Origin of the sequence: Micromonospora sp. HNM0581 (assembly GCF_012726175.1) — a bacterium.
Classification (GTDB): domain Bacteria; phylum Actinomycetota; class Actinomycetes; order Mycobacteriales; family Micromonosporaceae; genus Micromonospora.
Genome location: NZ_JAASAD010000007.1, coordinates 234,092 through 251,936, shown reverse-complemented (window position 1 = coordinate 251,936; position 17,845 = coordinate 234,092). Strand labels below are relative to the sequence as shown.

At 64.9% G+C, this 17,845-nt stretch carries 16 protein-coding genes and 1 other RNA gene; 3 read left to right on the top strand and 14 right to left on the bottom strand.

Features of this window, described 5'->3' with window-relative positions:
- Positions 1–85 precede the first annotated feature (85 nt).
- On the top strand, positions 86–496 hold the full coding sequence (locus tag HCA58_RS12190) for a hypothetical protein (RefSeq protein WP_240956111.1): 411 nt from the start codon (positions 86–88) through the stop codon (positions 494–496).
- Positions 497–524: 28 nt separating this feature from the next.
- Here HCA58_RS12190 and HCA58_RS24050 read toward each other — a convergent pair whose 3' ends face one another.
- From HCA58_RS24050 to HCA58_RS12160, 6 genes are all read right to left on the bottom strand, one after another.
- Positions 525–3,191, bottom strand: coding sequence for a tetratricopeptide repeat protein (locus HCA58_RS24050; RefSeq protein WP_169597889.1), 2,667 nt, complete (start codon positions 3,189–3,191; stop codon positions 525–527).
- A gap of 338 nt (positions 3,192–3,529) precedes the next feature.
- The gene (locus tag HCA58_RS12180) at positions 3,530–4,306 is read right to left on the bottom strand and encodes a glycosyltransferase (RefSeq protein ID WP_346775969.1); all 777 of its coding nucleotides are present in this window, start codon (positions 4,304–4,306) and stop codon (positions 3,530–3,532) included.
- Entirely contained in the window at positions 4,294–5,115 is an 822-nt protein-coding gene (locus HCA58_RS12175; RefSeq protein ID WP_169597888.1) for a GntR family transcriptional regulator, read from the bottom strand. The genes HCA58_RS12180 and HCA58_RS12175 overlap by 13 nt, the downstream gene beginning before the upstream one ends.
- 127 nt (positions 5,116–5,242) lie before the next feature.
- Complete coding sequence (locus tag HCA58_RS12170; RefSeq protein WP_240956036.1) at positions 5,243–5,587, bottom strand: hypothetical protein; 345 nt, start codon at positions 5,585–5,587, stop codon at positions 5,243–5,245.
- Positions 5,574–5,795 (bottom strand): hypothetical protein, encoded by a 222-nt coding sequence (locus tag HCA58_RS12165; RefSeq protein WP_346775968.1) that lies wholly within the window; start codon positions 5,793–5,795, stop codon positions 5,574–5,576. Before HCA58_RS12165 ends, HCA58_RS12170 begins: the two co-directional genes overlap by 14 nt.
- Positions 5,796–5,908: 113 nt before the next feature.
- Positions 5,909–6,142, bottom strand: a complete 234-nt coding sequence (locus HCA58_RS12160; RefSeq protein ID WP_169597887.1) for a hypothetical protein — start codon at positions 6,140–6,142, stop codon at positions 5,909–5,911.
- Positions 6,143–6,456: 314 nt separating this feature from the next.
- Between HCA58_RS12160 and HCA58_RS12155 the strand changes: the two genes are divergently transcribed.
- A complete protein-coding gene (locus tag HCA58_RS12155; RefSeq protein ID WP_169597886.1) occupies positions 6,457–6,879 on the top strand; it encodes a GntR family transcriptional regulator in 423 nt (140 codons plus the stop codon).
- Between the two features lie 828 nt (positions 6,880–7,707).
- Here the strand turns inward: HCA58_RS12155 and HCA58_RS12150 are convergent.
- From HCA58_RS12150 to rnpB, 3 genes are all read right to left on the bottom strand, one after another.
- Positions 7,708–9,726 carry a hypothetical protein gene (locus HCA58_RS12150; RefSeq protein WP_169597885.1) on the bottom strand — a complete coding sequence of 673 codons (2,019 nt, stop codon included), beginning with the start codon at positions 9,724–9,726 and terminating at the stop codon, positions 7,708–7,710.
- Positions 9,727–10,587: 861 nt separating this feature from the next.
- The gene (locus HCA58_RS12145) at positions 10,588–10,821 is read right to left on the bottom strand and encodes a hypothetical protein (protein WP_169597884.1); all 234 of its coding nucleotides are present in this window, start codon (positions 10,819–10,821) and stop codon (positions 10,588–10,590) included.
- Between the two features lie 381 nt (positions 10,822–11,202).
- Positions 11,203–11,613: RNase P RNA component class A (gene rnpB / locus HCA58_RS12140), an RNA gene on the bottom strand.
- Between the two features lie 280 nt (positions 11,614–11,893).
- Here rnpB and HCA58_RS12135 point away from each other — a divergent pair.
- Positions 11,894–12,655, top strand: coding sequence for a sulfite exporter TauE/SafE family protein (locus HCA58_RS12135; RefSeq protein WP_169597883.1), 762 nt, complete (start codon positions 11,894–11,896; stop codon positions 12,653–12,655).
- Between the two features lie 70 nt (positions 12,656–12,725).
- Here the strand turns inward: HCA58_RS12135 and HCA58_RS12130 are convergent, their stop codons facing one another.
- The 5 genes from HCA58_RS12130 to HCA58_RS12110 form a co-directional block, all read right to left on the bottom strand.
- Positions 12,726–13,934: a bifunctional RNase H/acid phosphatase gene (locus HCA58_RS12130; protein ID WP_169597882.1), complete on the bottom strand. Its 1,209-nt coding sequence runs from the start codon at positions 13,932–13,934 to the stop codon at positions 12,726–12,728.
- A gap of 3 nt (positions 13,935–13,937) precedes the next feature.
- A complete protein-coding gene (locus tag HCA58_RS12125) occupies positions 13,938–14,675 on the bottom strand; it encodes a C4-type zinc ribbon domain-containing protein (RefSeq protein ID WP_169597881.1) in 738 nt (245 codons plus the stop codon).
- Positions 14,665–15,552 (bottom strand): Nif3-like dinuclear metal center hexameric protein, encoded by an 888-nt coding sequence (locus HCA58_RS12120; protein ID WP_169597880.1) that lies wholly within the window; start codon positions 15,550–15,552, stop codon positions 14,665–14,667. Before HCA58_RS12120 ends, HCA58_RS12125 begins: the two co-directional genes overlap by 11 nt.
- 271 nt (positions 15,553–15,823) lie before the next feature.
- Positions 15,824–16,396, bottom strand: a complete 573-nt coding sequence (locus HCA58_RS12115) for a flavoprotein (protein ID WP_169597879.1) — start codon at positions 16,394–16,396, stop codon at positions 15,824–15,826.
- A 13-nt stretch (positions 16,397–16,409) separates the two neighbouring features.
- A complete protein-coding gene (locus tag HCA58_RS12110; RefSeq protein ID WP_169597878.1) occupies positions 16,410–17,639 on the bottom strand; it encodes a helix-turn-helix domain-containing protein in 1,230 nt (409 codons plus the stop codon).
- Positions 17,640–17,845: the final 206 nt, after the last annotated feature.

Sequence of the window (17,845 nt, the reverse complement as noted above, 5' to 3'; positions counted from 1 at the left end):
CCGGCGTGAACGCTCTGCGCGGCCGGCGTGGTTTCTTGCCCATGCCTTCCATGATGAACATCCTCCCGAGGAGCACACAGCCCCTCTGACCTGGGATGTCCGTCAAACCGGGTCAGGCCCACCCGCGTTTAACACCAGTCACCTAGAGACGATCCACCGGGTGCGCGGGCACCTGTACTCGGCACACCAACTCGTCGGCGGGGCCGACCTCATGCTTGATCGCGTCGTGGAGTTGCTTCGCCAGGCAGGCCACCATCAGGTCGCGGATCGCGTCGAGCATGAGTTGCTGGGGCGCAACGTTCTGCCCGGACGCTGGACGTTTCAGATCATGGAAGAGTTCGATGACGGCTACTACGCAGTTTTCCAGGAGATCGAGCGCTACGCCCGGGAGCAACTCGCTGGCGGCCAGCTGCACATCTACGAGGCCGAGACGAAGGAGCGACGCCGTACCCCTGGGATGCCAGGACACGAGCCGGAGCCCGGTAGTACGGGATGATCAATAAGGCGCGCCGTAAACGCAGCGTTTAGTCGCGCCGCGAACGTTGTGCATGCCTCTCCCGTATACGCTCAAGGCACGTGACGCCCTCGTTGTAGCCATTCACGGAACACCACACAACGACATCCTCGACAATGTCGTCATGGCCACGCATCAGAAGGCTGAGGGCAAACGCCATCGCCCAATCACCGTCGCCCCCTTCGATCGCCTTCATCAACTGATGCTTCGCCGCATCCGGCTTGCCCATTGAACTCAAAACCTCGACTGCCGCGATGACAATCTGTTTCGGAGGGGTACGATAGGTTTGCTGAGCGACCCACTCAGTCAACAGGTCGCGTCCCTCCGGATGAACGACCAGCGCGTGCAGCAGAAGGAAGCTTGGCAACTCCATTTGCCCACATAGAACCGAAAGGCGTTGGAAGTATTCGAATATGATGTCAAAACGGCGGTGGGAGAAGAAGGCGTACACGATGCCCATGACTCGCGCGTCATCGCCTAGCTCTAATGCCTCGTCAAGCCACCGCATCGGCTCGCCGGGAGCTCCTTCAGCAATGAGTAATTGAGCATGCAGAAGCAGAGCGAGATGGCCGCCCGCGCTGCGACCCCGCTCGAACCAGACAGAGGCCTCTTCCTTTTCACCCTCCTCTAGATACAGGGCACCGAGATTCGCCATAGCGCGATTGTCGCCCGATTCTGCGCCCGATCGGAGGGCGGCGCGGGCCTTTTCTCGCAGTCCAAGCCTCTGGTAGAGAAGGCCCAGATTGTTCCAAGCACGCGGCTCGCCAGAATCGATTGCCCGCATGTACGACTGTATAGCGTTGTCATGATCTCCAAGTTCAGCCTGTACGGCTGCCAGCCCGAACACCGCACGGGCATATCCCAGCTCTATTGCTTGCCGATACCAACGCTGGGCCTCTTCGTATTCACCCTTCCTACTCATCAGCAAGCCAAGGTTTGACATCGCCATGCTGTTGCCGCCATGGGCCGCCTTTGTGTAAAGGGCGGTAGCTTCCTCCGACTTTCCCTGCTGATTATATATGTACGCTAGATTGACCATCGAGTCAGTGTCACCCGCCTCAACAGCCTTTGCGTACCACTCCGCCGCCTCGGACTCCCGCCCCGAATCTAAGAGTAGCAGTCCAAGGTTGTATGCAGCCCGCACGTCGCCCTTTTCAGCCGCTCTCGAATACCATCTTTCGGCAGCCGCCAAATCGCCGCTCTCAGAAAAGTGATAGCCAAGGTCGGTCGCACTCTCCACATGGCCACACGACCACGCCTTCTTGTGCCAGTGCAGGAATTTGTCCTCCTGCCCCCGCCTGTATGCTAGAAGCGCCAAGTTGTACATGCCGGCGGGCTTGCCGGCACCGGCTGCTCTACCCCAGGCCTTTTCGGCAGCGGCTTCGAATCCCTCATCAAGGGCACACTTTCCGATAGGCAGGCACGCTGTTGGATCAGCCTGTTCAGCAACCACGTCCCAGAAAAGGTCTGGATTCGGATCACCTACCCGGCCCCTCCGAGACGACCATTCGACCAAGATATCTGACACCTCATATCCGTCGATTTGGCCGATCCGGTCGGCGCGAGGCATTAATGCAGCGACTTTACCGGAAACAGGCACGGTTGCCCACTCCACGGCTGCCAAGAACCAGTCCTTCCTTAACCTCGCCCGTTCGTATGGCGAAAGGTAGAGTATTTCCGCCATCCTGCTAAGCAGGGCTTCCGGCAGTGCCGCCGGGTGACCAGCCCGTCGCAGATCAATTGCCGATCTCAACAAAGCGCTACCAGGCTCACTATCCGGATTCGCAATCTTCCGGATCAAGGCAGGCGCAGCGGCGAGAGCACGCGCCAACTCATGATTCACTGAGAGCCGCAGCGCCTCAGCAAGGCGGGGGTCCGTTTCAGCTAGACGGGTAGCACGACGCAATTCCTGCTGACTGTACCAGGGAGGCAAGTCATGAATCTGCGCCAACCTAATAACGTCCTTGACGTGCCCAGCGTATCGCCTTTCGGCACTGGCCAGGGCTAGGCCATCCTGATACATCGCACTGTCTGATGCGGCATCAGTGATAACACTTTCGTGGCTACTGTGATCACTGCCCGGACCCCGGGTAAGCTGGACCAATTTCCCCGGCCAAAGAGTAGCAACGAAAATCACAGCCTTACCGGGATCAAGGATAATTCGACGAATTGCCCGAGCGACCTGAGGCGCTCCTTCGAAGAAGCGATCAGCTTCATCTAGCCATACGATCGTCCGAGACGGCACGGCTTCAGACTCAGTTAGGTGCAGCAAATCCATCCCAGACGGCGGAATCAGCAATTTCCAATCCGGGAAAACCTTCAGTACTGTTTCATAGGCCGTCCGCGTCTTGCCTGCCGCCGCCGGGCCAACGACAGCAACAATTCCACCCGTTGCTTCTAATCCCCTAAGGGAATCTATAATTTCTTGGTCTATGTCCCGCTCGACGTAACTCGGGTGCTCCGCCGAGCCGGCCGAGCGCTCTTTCAGAGAAATTGCCGGATGCACTCCAAGCAGTGCGAGGTTAGTGGTCTCCCTAACCGTTGGTAGCCGCTCATTTGAGCCAACAGCCCAATCCAAGCTTTCTTTAGCTTGCCGCGAACGCTGAAGCTTGCTGGCTGTCTCTCGGTTAACATGCGCGGAGTAAGCGTCAATCCGAGGCTTCAGAACGGAGAGCACTCCGCCAGCCAAGGCACCCAGGAGAGGGACTACCCACTTCGCTCCCGACGAAGGCGCCAGGCTAGGAAGCAGAGGGAGCGTCGCAACGGCACCGGCACCGATGAAAAGCCCAACGCTGGACCCGAGTATGACACGTCTCCGTTGCATGCCAATCATGATTGCGTACACAACAGCCGACGTCACGCCCAGTGCAGCCGCCGTGTCGACGATGCATGTCGCCTTTAGTCCACAGCCGGATCAGCGTGGATCGCCTCGCGGGTGGCCAGCACTGCCCCTTGCAGGGCGGAGGCGCAGCTCTTACACCGGTCCCGCCAGCCTGCAGGGACCGCAAGCATAGGCTACGTCAGCGCAGTGAGCGGCAACCCTTCCGGCAGCAATGAGGCTAGGGCGGCGGTCCTGGCCTCGATGATCCTCATGCGCCCCTGGTACTCGACCGGCTCGCGATGCGCGGCCTGGCCGGTGACCTGGCCGGGCCACTTGCGGTAGAGCAGTCCGTATTCGCGGGTGAAGTAGCCCTCGCTTACCGCGCTTGCGGCAAGCAGGAGGCCGGTGTCCTCGGAGGCGGGCAGTGCCATCCAGCCGCCCAGAGCAAAGACGAGATCCCGGCGTAGGCACAACGTTGCCGGGTGGACAGATGGGCGGTATTCGTTCGACTGCCAGAAGGAGAGGACATCGCCGCGGGATATGACGCCGCCGGCTGGGTCCTTGTCCCATCCGGCAGTCGACCCGTCTGGCAACAGGTCGAGCACCCGCGAGGTAGTCCAGCCGATCTGCGGGTGCGTGTCAAAAGCAGCGATGTCCCGGGCGAGCGCGCCAGCGGTCAACTGGTCGTCAGCATCGAGAACCTTGATGAGATTCCCGGTAACCCGAGACAGCGCCAAGGTACGAGCAACGCCCGGTCCACCGGCACGCCCGGAGCCGACGCTGATCCGGGGATCGTCAGTCAGCGCGTCAACAAGTGCGCCGCTCTGCCCGTCCTCCTGGACGAGCCACTGCCAGTCCCACCCATCAGGCATCTCCTGTTTGACGAGCGACGCGTAGGCGTCCATCAGATACGGGATGCTCGGTGGGTGAACCGGGGTGATGACCGAGACGAGCTGCGTCACGTTTTCCACCGTTGCAGTTTGTGGGAGTAGACCAGTTCCGTCCGGTCCCCCGGCATCACCACGTCGGCCACCTCGACGACACGAGCGGCGGTGTCGATGGAGGTCTTGCGCACGGTCAGCACCGAAACGCCGGGGTCGATGTCGAGCAGTTCGGCCTCATCCGGTGACGGCGGACGCGCCCGAACCTCTTCGTCGATGCGGTCCAGCTCGACGCCGATGGTGTAGAGCTGGTGCTGTGAGCCGCCGGGCCAGGGCTCGTTGCTGGCGTCGAGCAGGTCCGGGTTCGTGGCCACCAGGTCATAGGGAAGGTACGAGTACGACATGGTCAGCGGCGCGTTCTCGTGGCGCGAAGACGTCCAGTAGACCCGGCGCAGCAGCGCCGTACCCGGCTCAACGTGCAGGGCCGCCGCCATGTCCGCGTCGGCTTCCACCCGGGTGTACTCGGCGTGGAACTTGAGATCGTCGACGGTCAGGCCGGTGTCGTGCTCGGTCGCGCCGGTCTTGAGCCGCTCGTCCTGGTCGAGCAGGACCCGGTCCTTCTCCCACTGGTACCGCTCCGCGTTGCGACGTCGTACCCGCTGCCGGGGTGCACGAACGTAGGTGCCGCGCCCCTGCTCCGCACGGACCAGGCCCCATTCGCGGAGCTGGCGGATGGCGTTGCGGACACTGGTCCGTGACAGACCCGACGTGTCGGCCAACTCCGTCTCAGACGGCATCAGCGTGCCGGGAGCGAGTTCCCCGCTCGTGATCTTGACCCGCAACTCCTCAGCGAGTTGCAGGTAACGAGGGCGCCAGTCCCGGCCATGCACACCGGTCACCGTACCCCCTAGACGTTCCAACGACTGCCAGGTGGTCCCACCCGCCGGCCGCTCCGGCACCGCATCCACTGCCACCTGCGGCCGACGCGAACGCTGAGCAGCGACCGGAGTACGGCGGGAGCTGCGGTCAGTGGCGGTCATCGTGTCTCTCCAATGGTTGTCCCTTGGTCATCACCCGCCACCGGGCGTAGGTCAGTTCGTAGATCAGCCGATCGAGCTGCACCCGCGACAGCAGCACGGAGCGCGTCGTCCCGGAGCGAGTCGCGTCGACCTTCACAACCGGGTCACGCCGCCGAAAGCGATCCAGGAGCAGTTGCAGACTCACCCAGCCGCCGCCCTCGCTACCGATCGTGGCCAGCAGCCCCCGGTGCATCGGATCGTTCGGCCCGCAGCCCCGGCACCAGTCAGGACACGAAGCCTCGTCTTTGGTGCCGGGCGTCTGGGCGTCGGTCGGGTCGTCACTGTTGCCCATGCTCGCCCTCGCCTGGGCTGGCGGCTTGCGTCAGGAGCGAGCGGAGCTGCTCGACGAGTTGCCCTGCTTGCGGGAGGGTGAGTTCGGCCCAGCCGGTGCCGGCCCGGCAGGAGGCGTGCACCACGACCGTCGGCGGTTCGTCGTCGGAGCCGATCAGGTACGACACGACCAGCCCGGACGACCGGACCTCACCAACCCGCAGCAACACGCCCCGATGGCGTCGCGCCATATGTGCCAGCACAGGCGGCACCAGGTGCCCGCATCGATCCGGTGCACACCACGCAGGATGGCTCGCCACGGCGGGACGCCTGCTCGTCTGACTCATCGCGGCCACCGCCCACCGTTGCCCCGGAAGATCTGGCCCCGGGTCAGCAGCGGCGCATGACGCAGCGCAGGCAACTCACGAGTCCGCTCCATCGACCAGCGCAGCGGAACGGCGTTGCGCGCAGGCGCGGCATCGCCGGACCGGCGTCCGGCAGCGGGTTCTTCCTGGTCCGGCGGTCGGCGGGAGCGCCAGAACGAGAATCGGGGACGTCGACGATGAGAGCCAGGCATCGCACCTCCAGGTATCGAAGAGCCGGCGGCCGACCAGGGGGAATCAGCCGGCCACCGGCCCGACAGAGGGCACGGCGCACCGTCCGACGCCGGACGGGTCGGGTATCACCGAGCCACCTTGTACGCGCGGCTACCGCAACCGGTCCACCAGGACGCCGCGTTTCACGACCAGGCCGACGCAGCACCACCCCTGATACACGCCGTTATCCCAGCCGCACACTCGGGAACGTACCTACAAGTGGATGAGTTGTCTACACACAAAACGACGCTCTTGGTTGGCGCTTGGTAAGACAAGTGCCAGGTACGGTGACCAGGTGCCCACCCCGCACTACGGACAACCCCGCTACCGTGTCATCGCCGATGAGCTGAGAAGTCGCATCGAAAACGGCGTCATCCCGCCCGGCACCCTCTTGCCGACCGAGAGCGCGCTCACCGTCGAATTTGGGGTGAGCCGAGGCACAATCCGACAAGCCATAGCAGCCTTGAGGGAAGATCACTTAGTCGCTACCGAGCACGGCCGCGGCACCTACGCCAAGCCAAACCAGCGCGAAGGCGAGCTGGGCATGGTTGCAGAGTTTGAAACCCAAAACCGGAAGGTGTCTGCCGACCCGGAACTTGCAGCTCTTTTTGCGGTCGAGACCGGAACTGCGTTGCTCGAACAACAGACCATAGCTCGACAAAATGGACGAGCCTCCATCGTCGTCAGGACCTACCGGCCACTCCAGTCGAGCCTGTAGAACCTCGTTCGGAGTCAGCCAGGCAGTATTAAGAAACCTCAGCAGTTGCAGAGGGCGAGGATGGCCGTGTGCATAGCACGCTCCGCCTTGATCAGGGCGTCCTAACTTGAGCGAGTGTCGTCCGAGCCACGCTGTGCGCTATACCAGTCACTTACAATCCTCAAGGGTTCTGCAAGCAGAGCCCTTGAGGATGGATCGGACACCTGCGCGAGGAACTCCCTAATCACCTTCGCCGCCTCGTCGTTCGCCCTACTCAGGTCATAATCGTTCTGGTTCGGCTGTAGGTTTAAGAGCGCCTGGAAAGAACCGTCGTTCAGATAGTGGAGTCGATCGGGGTTTTCGTTCGCCCACCAGAGCGCCGCGAGCCCTTGCTCGCGGGTTATCCTCTGAAGGTACCTCAGTTGGTCCATTGAAGCTAGGCGCCGGGCAGACTCTCTACGACGCAGGCGAAGAATTCGCTGTCCAAGGAAGCGGCTCCAGGGAGTCACCGAGATTTTGCTTGAGCCAAACCATCTTAACTCGGTCTCACCAACGGAGCGCGCTGATCCCAGCCGTCTGTTCACTGCCGCTTGCGCGGCCACACGAAAGCGCAAGTCCCATTCTTGGGTGACTTCTGCGGCAGCCCTCCAAATTTCCTCTTTCACTGTATTCGCGTCAACCGCTCGCGGCTTTTGGTTATCAACCTTCCACCATGTCGCCACAAGAGAGGAGCGAAAATGGGTCCCAGGAATTGAGCTAGGGAGGTCGGCCCTAAGCTTCACCTTGTAGGCTGTGAAGCCTTCATCAGGCATAGCTCTTAGCAGGCGCTGCAAACGTAGGCCAGACATGTCAGACGCCGCTTTCTCGACCTGAAGGTGCAGCTTCTCGCGCCTTATTCAGTTGTCCCCATATAAGCTCCTGCATCAGATGACTTCGGAGAGGACCGTCGGCATCCTTTCGTTCGCTGTTGGCCCGCCTTAAAACCATCATCGCCAAGCTCTTATTTACCGACTCAGCAAGGAGAGGACCGACAATCTCAGCAATAATACCGGGTTCCACCCTCCCTTCTTCGCAAGTATCAATAAACGCACCTAGGGCCGCAGCTAGCACCTGACGTGACATCGTTGAAGCCGCCGCGACGGTCCATCCATTCTTAAAAAAGGCGATCGACTCGTCGTCCGTTTCTGACGCTAAGGCAGATAGCACAAAGCTCGAAGAGCGGGTGGTTAAGGCAATGAATGCCGGCAGTCCGGTCTTTGGTTGTGAATTCAACCAGGTCCGGACAGTATCTAGCACTGCGCGTCGAGAGATTTCGTCATTACCTAGGGAGACAAGCGCCTTCTCGGCGGCCAGGAATCCCTTATCGTCAGGATCCCGAGACAATGCCCGACAGATTCTGTGCAGGGCAAGGCTAGGTCTTTCTTGCCCGAGTCTTCTCCCGCATGCTTCGACCGCGAGGGCGGCGAAGTCGGGATCCTTATTTGTCACCCAGCCTAATAGCCGCTGGCGGACTTGGGCACCGACTCCTGGATCCACAACGGTAAGATCTAGAATCTCGAGTGCCAACGACCAGCTCTGTGGATAGTCCGTCACGATCTTCCGCACCAGACCCATATAGGCGGTGCTCCCGGCCTGAAGAGCCGCTTTGACAGTAACGTCTGCTATCCGGCGAACACGGGGTTGAGGAACATCTGTCGCAAGAGCGAGTAACCACTCTTGAAGGTAAGGATGAGCCTGCGGCCATTCGTTCCAAACGAAGCGGATGACTGCTTCATCCAGACCTTTACGCTGATGAGATATTGAAAACCGGTTCTTGACTTGCTGAGCCTGTAGGAGTTCTAAATAGCCGGTCCGTCCAGGTCCCGCCAACGGCGCGACTTCAGCCTCTCGGTCTTTAAGTATTTCGAGAAGCTTCTTCCGAGCGTCTATGATTTCGGCTGGCAAGCTGGGATCGAGCACCGCTGCTGCCAGCATCGCTGCTCGCGCGGGAACGTCTTCGTGCTCCTTGAACCATTTGCTGAGATGCTTTCTCCAACTGCCAAACTTGTCGAGAACCTCGGCGGCTGCCTCAGTCAAGTTTTCCCGATGCCCGTTCTTGGCGATCTCCTCGGCCAGTTCAGCGGCTTCAGAAGGACTCTCGATACGGCTTATCAGCTCCTGGATATCTCCTACCGACAGCCACTCTTCGTAGTTGGCAACCTGGAATTTCGACTGCAGGTGCCGCCGCACGATCTCCCTCGCGGGAGGAGGAGAAAAGGAACGCGTAAGAGTGTGCGTTGCAGCTTTGCATTCAGACCAGACGTCTGATGTAGCTAGCACCACTAAATAGACGCCGTCGTACCTGGCGTTATCGGCGTCTCGCGCTAGGTCCTCTCCAAATTCCAGGGTCGGCGGCTCGTCGGTGCTTCCGCTCAGATCCAATAGATAGCAGCTACCCGGCTCTTTTGGCAGATGCCACGCATTGATCTCTTGCCAGCCCATCTTAATATAGTGCAAGCCATTTAAATGTCTTCCATCTTGCCTCAGCCGCTCTTGACAATCACTGAGAAGTCGGACGCCAAGAAGGTGCTTTCCCTTGCCACGAGGAGCTTCAAGGATTATCAGGCCATGACGCCAAAGCAGGCCCTGCAAGTCGTCGTAGCTCGATGGCTTAATGAAAAAGGAGGAGGCGGCCTCCTTGATCGTTACGTCGCTTATTCGCTTCGTTCGCAGCCTACTGTTGACTGTGTATATAGTGTCCCTGGCAGAGAATATATTGGTGCCGCCCTTGCCAGCATCCTGTGCGACAAAGTTTCTGGCAAATCTCCCCAGGAAGGCTTCATCGCCCAAAAATGGACCGTGAACGTCACCGCTATTTTCCACAGACATGCCTCTAGTTGAAACGGGTATCCCGGCCCGAGAATATGTTGAGGCTGCCGTTATCTGCCTTTTGGCTAACTCCGGAGTTACTGATCACATTCGACGCGCTTCCGAGCATGCTCTCAAGATCCTTCACGAGGGAAGCCAGGTCCGCAGCAGCCGTTGGATGGGTTTCTAGAATGTCTTCTAGGCGAACCGCCCAGCTCGCGGCAGTCCGGCCGGCAAGGGCCTCGCGCTCGCCGCCAGAGGCAGCCACCAGTGACTGTCGGTCCCGGTCCAGTCGGGATTCTCTCAACGGTTCCCCGTTCTCCGAGAGGAACCGTCCAAATCTAGCGCGCGCCGAGGCCCAAGCATCCGTCACCATGCTGCCGACGAGAGCTGTGCCTGCGCTGAGGCAAAGATCTACTGCTTCAGGGGGAAGCTCCATCTTTACCTCCGAGAGCCATTCGCCATTCAGCCCAGTCCAGCCGCTACGTGTCCGGTGCGTCTAGGCATCGTAGGCCCGCCCTCGGCCGAGGAGCCCCGCTCTGTCAGCTCTTCGTCACGAGGGACTTTCTTCTTGCCGCAGTGCAATCGGCATGCTAGTAGGGTGTCGCGCACGTGCTAGGCACTCAATTCTGGACGTGCTCTCGACGCTCGGCCAGTAGATGCTCTCGTGATGTTGATCCGTCAGGTGTAATCCGCTAGGTGTGATCCGACAGTTGTGATCCGACAGTGCATTGCCGATTTGCTCTGTTCTGGATCAAGGCACCGCGCTCCGCGCGGTGCGGGGCGGCAAGCCCGGCCGGCGACAAGCCGCCCCGGCCGCCTGCGGCGCCGGGGCGGTGAGCCACCGACAGTCGCCGGGACACCGCCCCACAGTCGGGGATCTCAGCTGAGCGCGAGTTCGTCCGGGAAGCGCTCACGAAGCGCGGCGACCGCATGCCGCAGGTAGTAGTCAAGGCTGTAGCCGTCGACCCTGATCGCCGCACCATCGAGCCGCTGACCCGAGATCACCACCGTCCAGGGCTTTCGCTCCCGCTCCCCGTCAATCTTGACCAGCCCGACCAAGCCCATCTCCCCCAGGTGCTCCAGCAGCTCCGGCACGCACTCATCCCACCTCATCCACGAATGGGATCACCGAGGCCCCTACGGAAGCCAGCGGGTCGGCCTGGTCGTGCATCGGGGCTTCCGGCTGCCGCGCCAGTCCAACCCCGGGACTGGCTTGCCACCGAGTCACCGGGTCGCGGCGCCAGTTCCACGGCCCTCCCCCACAGCCGCCGGCCCCGACTCCGGAACCACGAGCGGCGGGCCGGAGAAGCCCCACGACGGCGCAGTCAGACTGACCCAAGATCGAGCCGACTGAACCGGCACTCAGGGCGTCTCCAGGGCGTCCGGGCGTGCTCAGGGCGTCAAACGTCGGCCAATGTTGACCATAAACGACCATCGACGGCCGGACATAGAACCAGCTCAGAGCCTTGATCAGGGCTCTGAGCTGGTGGGCGACGGACGAGTCGACCTGTACGCCGGATTCTGTGCGCGGCGCGCACCTGGGGTGCGCGTCGGCGGCGGCCATCCATCTCGGCCTGCCGTTGCCGGCAGGCTCCTGCGGCCTACCCGCAGACATCGGGCGGGCCACCCTCAAGCGTCTGCGCGGGCGTCATCCTGCGATGACAGCCCATTCTTGGCCTTGCTCCGGGTGGGGTTTACCGAGCCACCCCGGTCACCCGGGATGCTGGTGGGCTCTTACCCCACCGTTTCACCCTTACCGTCCCCGATGAGGCCGGCGGTCTGTTTTCTGTGGCACTGTCCCGCGGGTCACCCCGGGTTGCCGTTAGCAACCACCCTGCCCTGTGGAGTCCGGACGTTCCTCGGCGGCGGGCCCCAGCCCGCCGACGCGACCGCCCAGTCGACTCGTCCGTCGAGCGTCCATCCTAACGACTGCGGGTCCGTATCCTTACCGCACCCTTGCCGGCCGTCGGCGGGAACCGGGCTCGCTGAGGGTCACGGGCTGCCCTGCCCCGGCCGCCTAGCGGGTTACGCGGGACCGGTAGCGCCATGGGTACAGGCGGTTCGGGGAGCTGGCGGTCGAGCTGCGGGCTCAGGGGCACACACCCGGGCGGGGGTCGACGGGGCCGAGCTGGCCGGTGGGCCCGTCGGCGGGTAGCCGGCGTACCGGACCGCTAACCTGCGGTTCGTGGAACTAGCCGATGCTACCTTGCTGCTCGCCGCCGGTCTCGCCGCCGGCACGGTCAACGCGGTGGCCGGCGGTGGTTCGTTGATCACCTTTCCGGCGTTGCTCGCGATCGGGTTGCCTCCGGTAGCGGCGAACGTCACCAACTCCCTGTCGGTCGCTCCCGGGTATTTCGCTGCCGTGGCGGGCAGCCGGGTGGATCTGCCCCGGTCATGGTTGCTTGCCGCGTTGCTGCCGACCGCCGTGGTCGGCGCGTTGGTCGGTGCGGGGCTGCTGCTGGTCACCCCCGCACGGGCGTTCGAGTTGGTCGTACCCTTCCTGGTGCTGGGAGCGACCGCGTTGTTGGCGTTCCAGGGTCCGCTGCGCCGGCTGGTTGGGCACCCGCGTGAGCTGGCGCCGCACCGCCGGGCCGTGACGGTCCAGGCGGTGGTGGCGGTGGCCGCGGTGTACGGCGGTTACTTCGGTGCCGCTGTCGGGGTGATGCTCGTCGCCGGGCTCGCCCTGGTGCTGGACGCGACGCTGGCCCGGGTGAGTGCGATCAAGAATTTGCTCTCTGCCGTGATCGGCCTGACGACGGTGGTCGTCTTCGCCGTCGCCGGCCCGGTGAGCTGGGTCGGGGTCGCGGTGGTCGCCCCGGCCACGCTTGTCGGCGGATACGTCGGTGCGCGCCTGGTTCGTCGGCTTCCCCCGACGGTGCTGAAGACGACCATTGTCGCCTTCGGTGCCTTCATCGGTAGCTACCTGCTGTGGCGTGCCCTGCGCTGAGATCAGCGCAGGGCACGCACGTGTCAGGAAGGGCCCCTTTCACACCCACCCGTCGGGAAGGTGCCTTTCCTCACACGTCGGCGAGGTGGGCGGTTTCGTTGATGCTGCGGACGGCGACGCCGCCGTCGGGCCAGCGGTCCAGTACCGAGATGCCGGCGGCGTCGAGGTAGAGGCGGTGCAGGAAGGAGTCGGTGGCCGCGAGCGCGTCGCGCAGCATCAGCTTGATCGGCGAGACGTGCGAGACCACCACGACGGTCTGCCCGGGGTACGCGTCGAGTAGCTGTCGCGCCACGCGGGCGCACCGGTCGGCGACCTCGGCGAACGACTCACCGTCCGGCGGGGCGACCCGGGTGGAGGAGAGCCAGGCGTCGAGTTCACCGGCCCAGCCCTCCCGTACCTCGGCGAAGGTGCGCCCCTCCCAGGCGCCGAAGTCGCATTCGATGAGGTCGTCGTCGCGGCGTACCGGCGGGTCTCCGACTGCGGCGGCGATGGCTTCCGCAGTTGCCACGCACCGGGCTAGTGGTGAGCTGACCAGTGCCGCGGTGTCCGGCGCGAGCGTGGCCACCCGCGTGGCCGTGGCCCGAATCTGGGCCTGGCCTCTGCTGCTGAGGGGGATGTCACCACGCCCGGAATAGCGGCCCTGTTCGGTGTACTCGGTTTCGCCGTGCCGCACCAGGATGAGCCGGGTGGCGGTGAAGCTGGGCCGGGGCTCCCAGGACACCGGCGCGTTCGTCAGGTCGGCACCTGGTGCGTCGGCCCGGGCGGTGACCTCGGTGGCGCTGCCACCGGCCGGCTGCGGGCCGCTGAGGCGGCGCGGCGGCTCGACAGTCCGGGGCGGTTCGACGGTCGGTGTGGTGACGCCGGACACGGCGGCAGCGTCCATGGCGGCGTTGGCGAGGGCGTCGGCGTGGGTGTTGCGGTTACGGGGTATCCACTGGAACCGTACGGCGGTGAACCGGCTGGTCAGTTGGGCGGCTTCGGCGGCCAAGGGGCGCAACCCGGGGTGCTTGATCTGCCAGCGTCCGCACATCTGCTCGACGACCAGCTTGGAGTCCATTCGGACCTCGACCTCGTCGGCGCCCAGTTCGGCGGCGGCGGTCAGGCCGGCGATCAGGCCCCGGTATTCGGCGACGTTGTTGGTGGCGGTGCCGATCGCCTCGCTCCGCTCGGCCAGCACCGCACCGGTGGCGGCGTCGCGGAGCACCGCGCCGTAGCCGGCGGGTCCCGGGTTGCCCCGGGAGCCGCCGTCGGCCTCGATGAGGACCGTACGCGTCGTCATCGGCTACAGCCCGGACTCGTTGGTGCGGACCATGATCCGACGGCAGTCCTCGCAGCGGACCACGTCGTCGGGGTCGGTTCTGCGGATCCTGGCCAGGTCGGCACCGGAGAGTTCCAGCCGGCATCCGCCGCAGCGGCCAGCGGTCAGCAGCGCCGCGCCGAGTCCGGTGTCGGTGCGGATCCGGTCGTAGAGCTGAACCAGGTCGGTGGGCAGGTCGTTGGCGAGGGGCTGCCGTGCGGAGCGCTTGAACTCCTCCTCGCGACCGATTTCGGCGAGGCTGTCGTCGCGCCGCTGCTCGGTTTCGGCCCGCCGTTCCCGCACCTCGGTCAGCCGCTGTTCGACCCCGTCCAGCACCGACTGGGCGGTTTCCCGCTGTTCCATCAGCTCCAGCTCGGCATCCTCCAGGTCACTTTGCCGGCGGTTGAGGGAGGCCAGTTCGTGCTGGAGCGCCTCCAACTCGCGGGCCGGAGCGTTGCCGGCGGCCAGCCGGTCCTCGTCCTTGGTCTTGCGTGCCCGGACCTGGTCCACGTCCTTCTCCAGCCGGGCGATGTCCCGGTCCAGGTCGTCGACTGCCACCTGGGCGCGGACCCGCTCGTCCTCCAGGGCGGACAGCTCCCGGGCGAGTGCCTCCAGTTCGGCTCGCTCGGGCAACGACCGACGCCGGTGGCCGAGTTGGGCGAGGGCGGTGTCGATCGCTTGAAGATCGAGCAGGCGGCGCTGGACCTGGGGGTCAGCCTTCACGGTCGGGCTCCTTGTCGTCCGGCGCGGGTTCGTCCGGGTGCGGTGAGGCGGCGTGCACGGTCCACGGGTCGGTGTCCAGGTCGGACACCAGGGTCTCGACGCCGGGCGCGGCCCGCAGCAGCGCCGCGAGGGCGTCCAACCAGGGCCGTTCGGTGGCCCAGTGGGTGGCGTCGAGCAACGCCGGCCCTCCGGCGGCCAGGTGCTCTCCGGCCGGGTGGTGGCGCAGGTCCGAGGTGAGGTAGGCGTCCACCCCGGCGGCGGTGGCGTCGGCCAGGAAGCTGTCTCCGGCGCCACCGCAGACCGCAAGGGTACGCACGGTACGGTCCGGGTCGCCTGCGGCGCGTACTCCGGCGGCGGTGCCCGGTAGCGCGGCGGCGGCTCGGCGGGTCAGTTCGGCGAGGGTCAGTGGCTGTGGCAGGCGGCCGATGCGGCCGGTACCGCGGCCCTCACCTTCGGCGGGGGTGCCGGGGCGGGCCGGTTGCAGTGGGCGCAGGTCGAGCAGGCCGAGCCGGGCGGCGAGGGCGTCGGAGACGCCCGGTGCGGCGACGTCGGCGTTGGTGTGTGCGACGTACAGCGCGACATCGGCTTTGATCAACTGGTGGACGATGCGGCCCTTGTAGGTGGTGGGCGCCACCGAGGAGACCCCGCGCAGCAGCAGCGGATGATGGGCGATGATCATGTCGACGCCCTCGGCGAGTGCTTCCGCGACCGTCTCGGGCACGACGTCAACGACGCAGAGGATCCGGCGTACGGGGGCGGACGGCTCGCCGAGCACCAGACCGACCCGATCCCATTCCTCCGCCCAGGTCGGCGGGTAGTGCCGCGCCACCTCGGCCACCACGTCGGCGACTGTCGGCACGGCTGCGGTTGTGCTCACGGCCGGTGAGCTTACCGGCGTCGGCACGTCCGACGGACGTCACCCGGCCATACCGGGCGGGCAGGTGGCCCGGTCCGGAGGGTGCGGGACGGGCACGGCGGCGGTAGCCGTCCGCAGGCGTGACGGCACTGCCCGCCCCGGGTGGCGGTGCACGATTGCCGGGCTTCGTGGCCCGGCCACGGCGTACGCCGTGGCCGGGCTGAGGGGTCGCCGACGTTCGGTGTCGAACTGCCGCCCGGCCGCTGCCGGAGGCGTCACCTGTGGGTGCCGCTCACCCGGTCCGGCAGAGGCGGTCACGCACAGCGGTCAGCGGCAGCGCCCACGGGAAGGCGTGCTGGTGTCGCTCACCGGTCCCCGGCGGATGCAGGGGGTGGACGTCTTCGCCGAAGAGGACGCCCACTCCCCACTCGGTGAGCCGGGCGAGGCCCGCCCGGAAGGCGGGGTGGGCGGCCATCGCCGCATTCGTGTAAGGCACGACAACCAGCGGTATACCCCGGCCCTGCGCCTCCACCAGCAGCCCCAGGGCAAGGGTGTCGGTGATGCCGGCAGCCCACTTGTTGACGGTGTTGACCGTCGCCGGGCAGACGATCATGGCATCGGCGGTGGGCAGCACGTCGGGGTCGCCCGGGTTCTTGTAGTGCGTCCGTACCGGGTGACCGGTCGAGCGGGCCAGAGCGGTGCGGTCGACGAACTTGGCGCCGTCCGGCGTGCTGATCACGCAGACGTCCCAGCCGTCCTGTTGGGCCAGGTCGACGAGCTGGCCCACGTCTCGGGCCAGTGGCGAACCACAGGCGATGATGTAGAGCACCTGGCGGTGCCCGTCATGGCGGTGCGAACCGGTCATGCCGGCTCCGTGGTCATACTCCTACTCCCATGTGCTCAGCCAACTCCGCGATCGGAGAAGGCGGCGCACCACGTGTGCGACGTAGGACGTCGGACATCACCTCGTGTGCTATCGGGCGGCAGCGAATCTCGGAAGGTGCCAGGCGGTCACCGCGCAGCAGCATCTCCCCGGCGTTCGCCACGTCGCCGATCAGGGCGTAGCCCCGGGCCAGGTCCAGCAGGTGGTGTGCCCGCCGTTCGGGCAGCATCGCGTCGAACGGCGCGACCTGGATCCTCTGGTGGTGCACCTCGACGGCCCGCCCGCCGTCGCCCATCTCGACGGCGGCCGCCGCCCGGTGCAACTCCACGTTCGTCGGCCCGAACGAGGTCCAGTAGTGGTTCTGGTCGCCGCCAAGTTCGACAGCCGCCGCGTGTGCTCCGTCGAGCAGATCCTCCACCGTGGCCGTGTCGCCGATACGGGAGGCGGCCATGGCGCCCTGCAACAGCAGCATCCCGTAGACGGAGAGGCGTTCGGGACGGCTGTCGTTGCCGCCGCCCGGGGCGAGTTGGTTGGCGATCCGTACGTTCAGCTCCAGCGCCGGCCGGGACCGGCCCATCGCCACCAACGCGTTGCACACCCGGGTGGTGGCCACCCCGGCGAGCAGCTGATCGTCGGCGCGTTGAGCGACGGCTATGGAGCGGTCGGCGGCGAGCCAGGCGAGTTCACACTCGCCCAGCTTGCGCAGCAGCGACGAGGTGATCTGATAGACCTGCCCGAGCAGGTGGGCGGCACGTTGGGCCTGGTCGCCGCCGTACGCGGCGTCGGCTGCCTGGGCGTCGCGGAGAAGTTTCGGCAGGGCCCGGGTGAGCATCCCGTAGCGGCCGTACTGGTAGGTCAGCCAGGCGTGGGTGACCGCCTTGCTCATGTCGGCCAGCGGCGGTGGGCTCGGCACCGCGTCGAAGTACGCACTTATCGAGTCGTAGCGCTCCAGGGCGGACCGGATCTCGTCGAGCTCGATCTGGTCGATGCAGTTGAGCGCGTCGGTGCGCCGCTCCGGGTCCTTGCCGAGCAGTAGTTGGACGTCCATCTGGAGGATGTCGGCGATCTCGTAGAGCACGGAGAACTTGTCCAGCCGTCGTACGCCCCGCTCGATCTTGTCGACCCAACTCTTCGACTTGCCCAACCGGTCGGCGAAGACCTGCTGCGACATCTTCCGCCGGCCGCGCCAGTAGGCCACCCGCCGGCCGATGGGTAATTCGTCCATCCCCGATCCTCCCCTTGCAGGAGCCCTGGCCGGGAAGCCAGGGGCCGTTTCGTGGGCGGCGCGATCCGTCTGTATCTCAGATTTCGCTGGTCGCACAGGAGGTGCGTCATACATCCGGCCGAACCTCGTACTTTTCGTGCAAGTTGCATCGGCCACCTTGTCAACAAACGATGGCAGGCCATGGCAGTGACGGGTCTCGACGTACG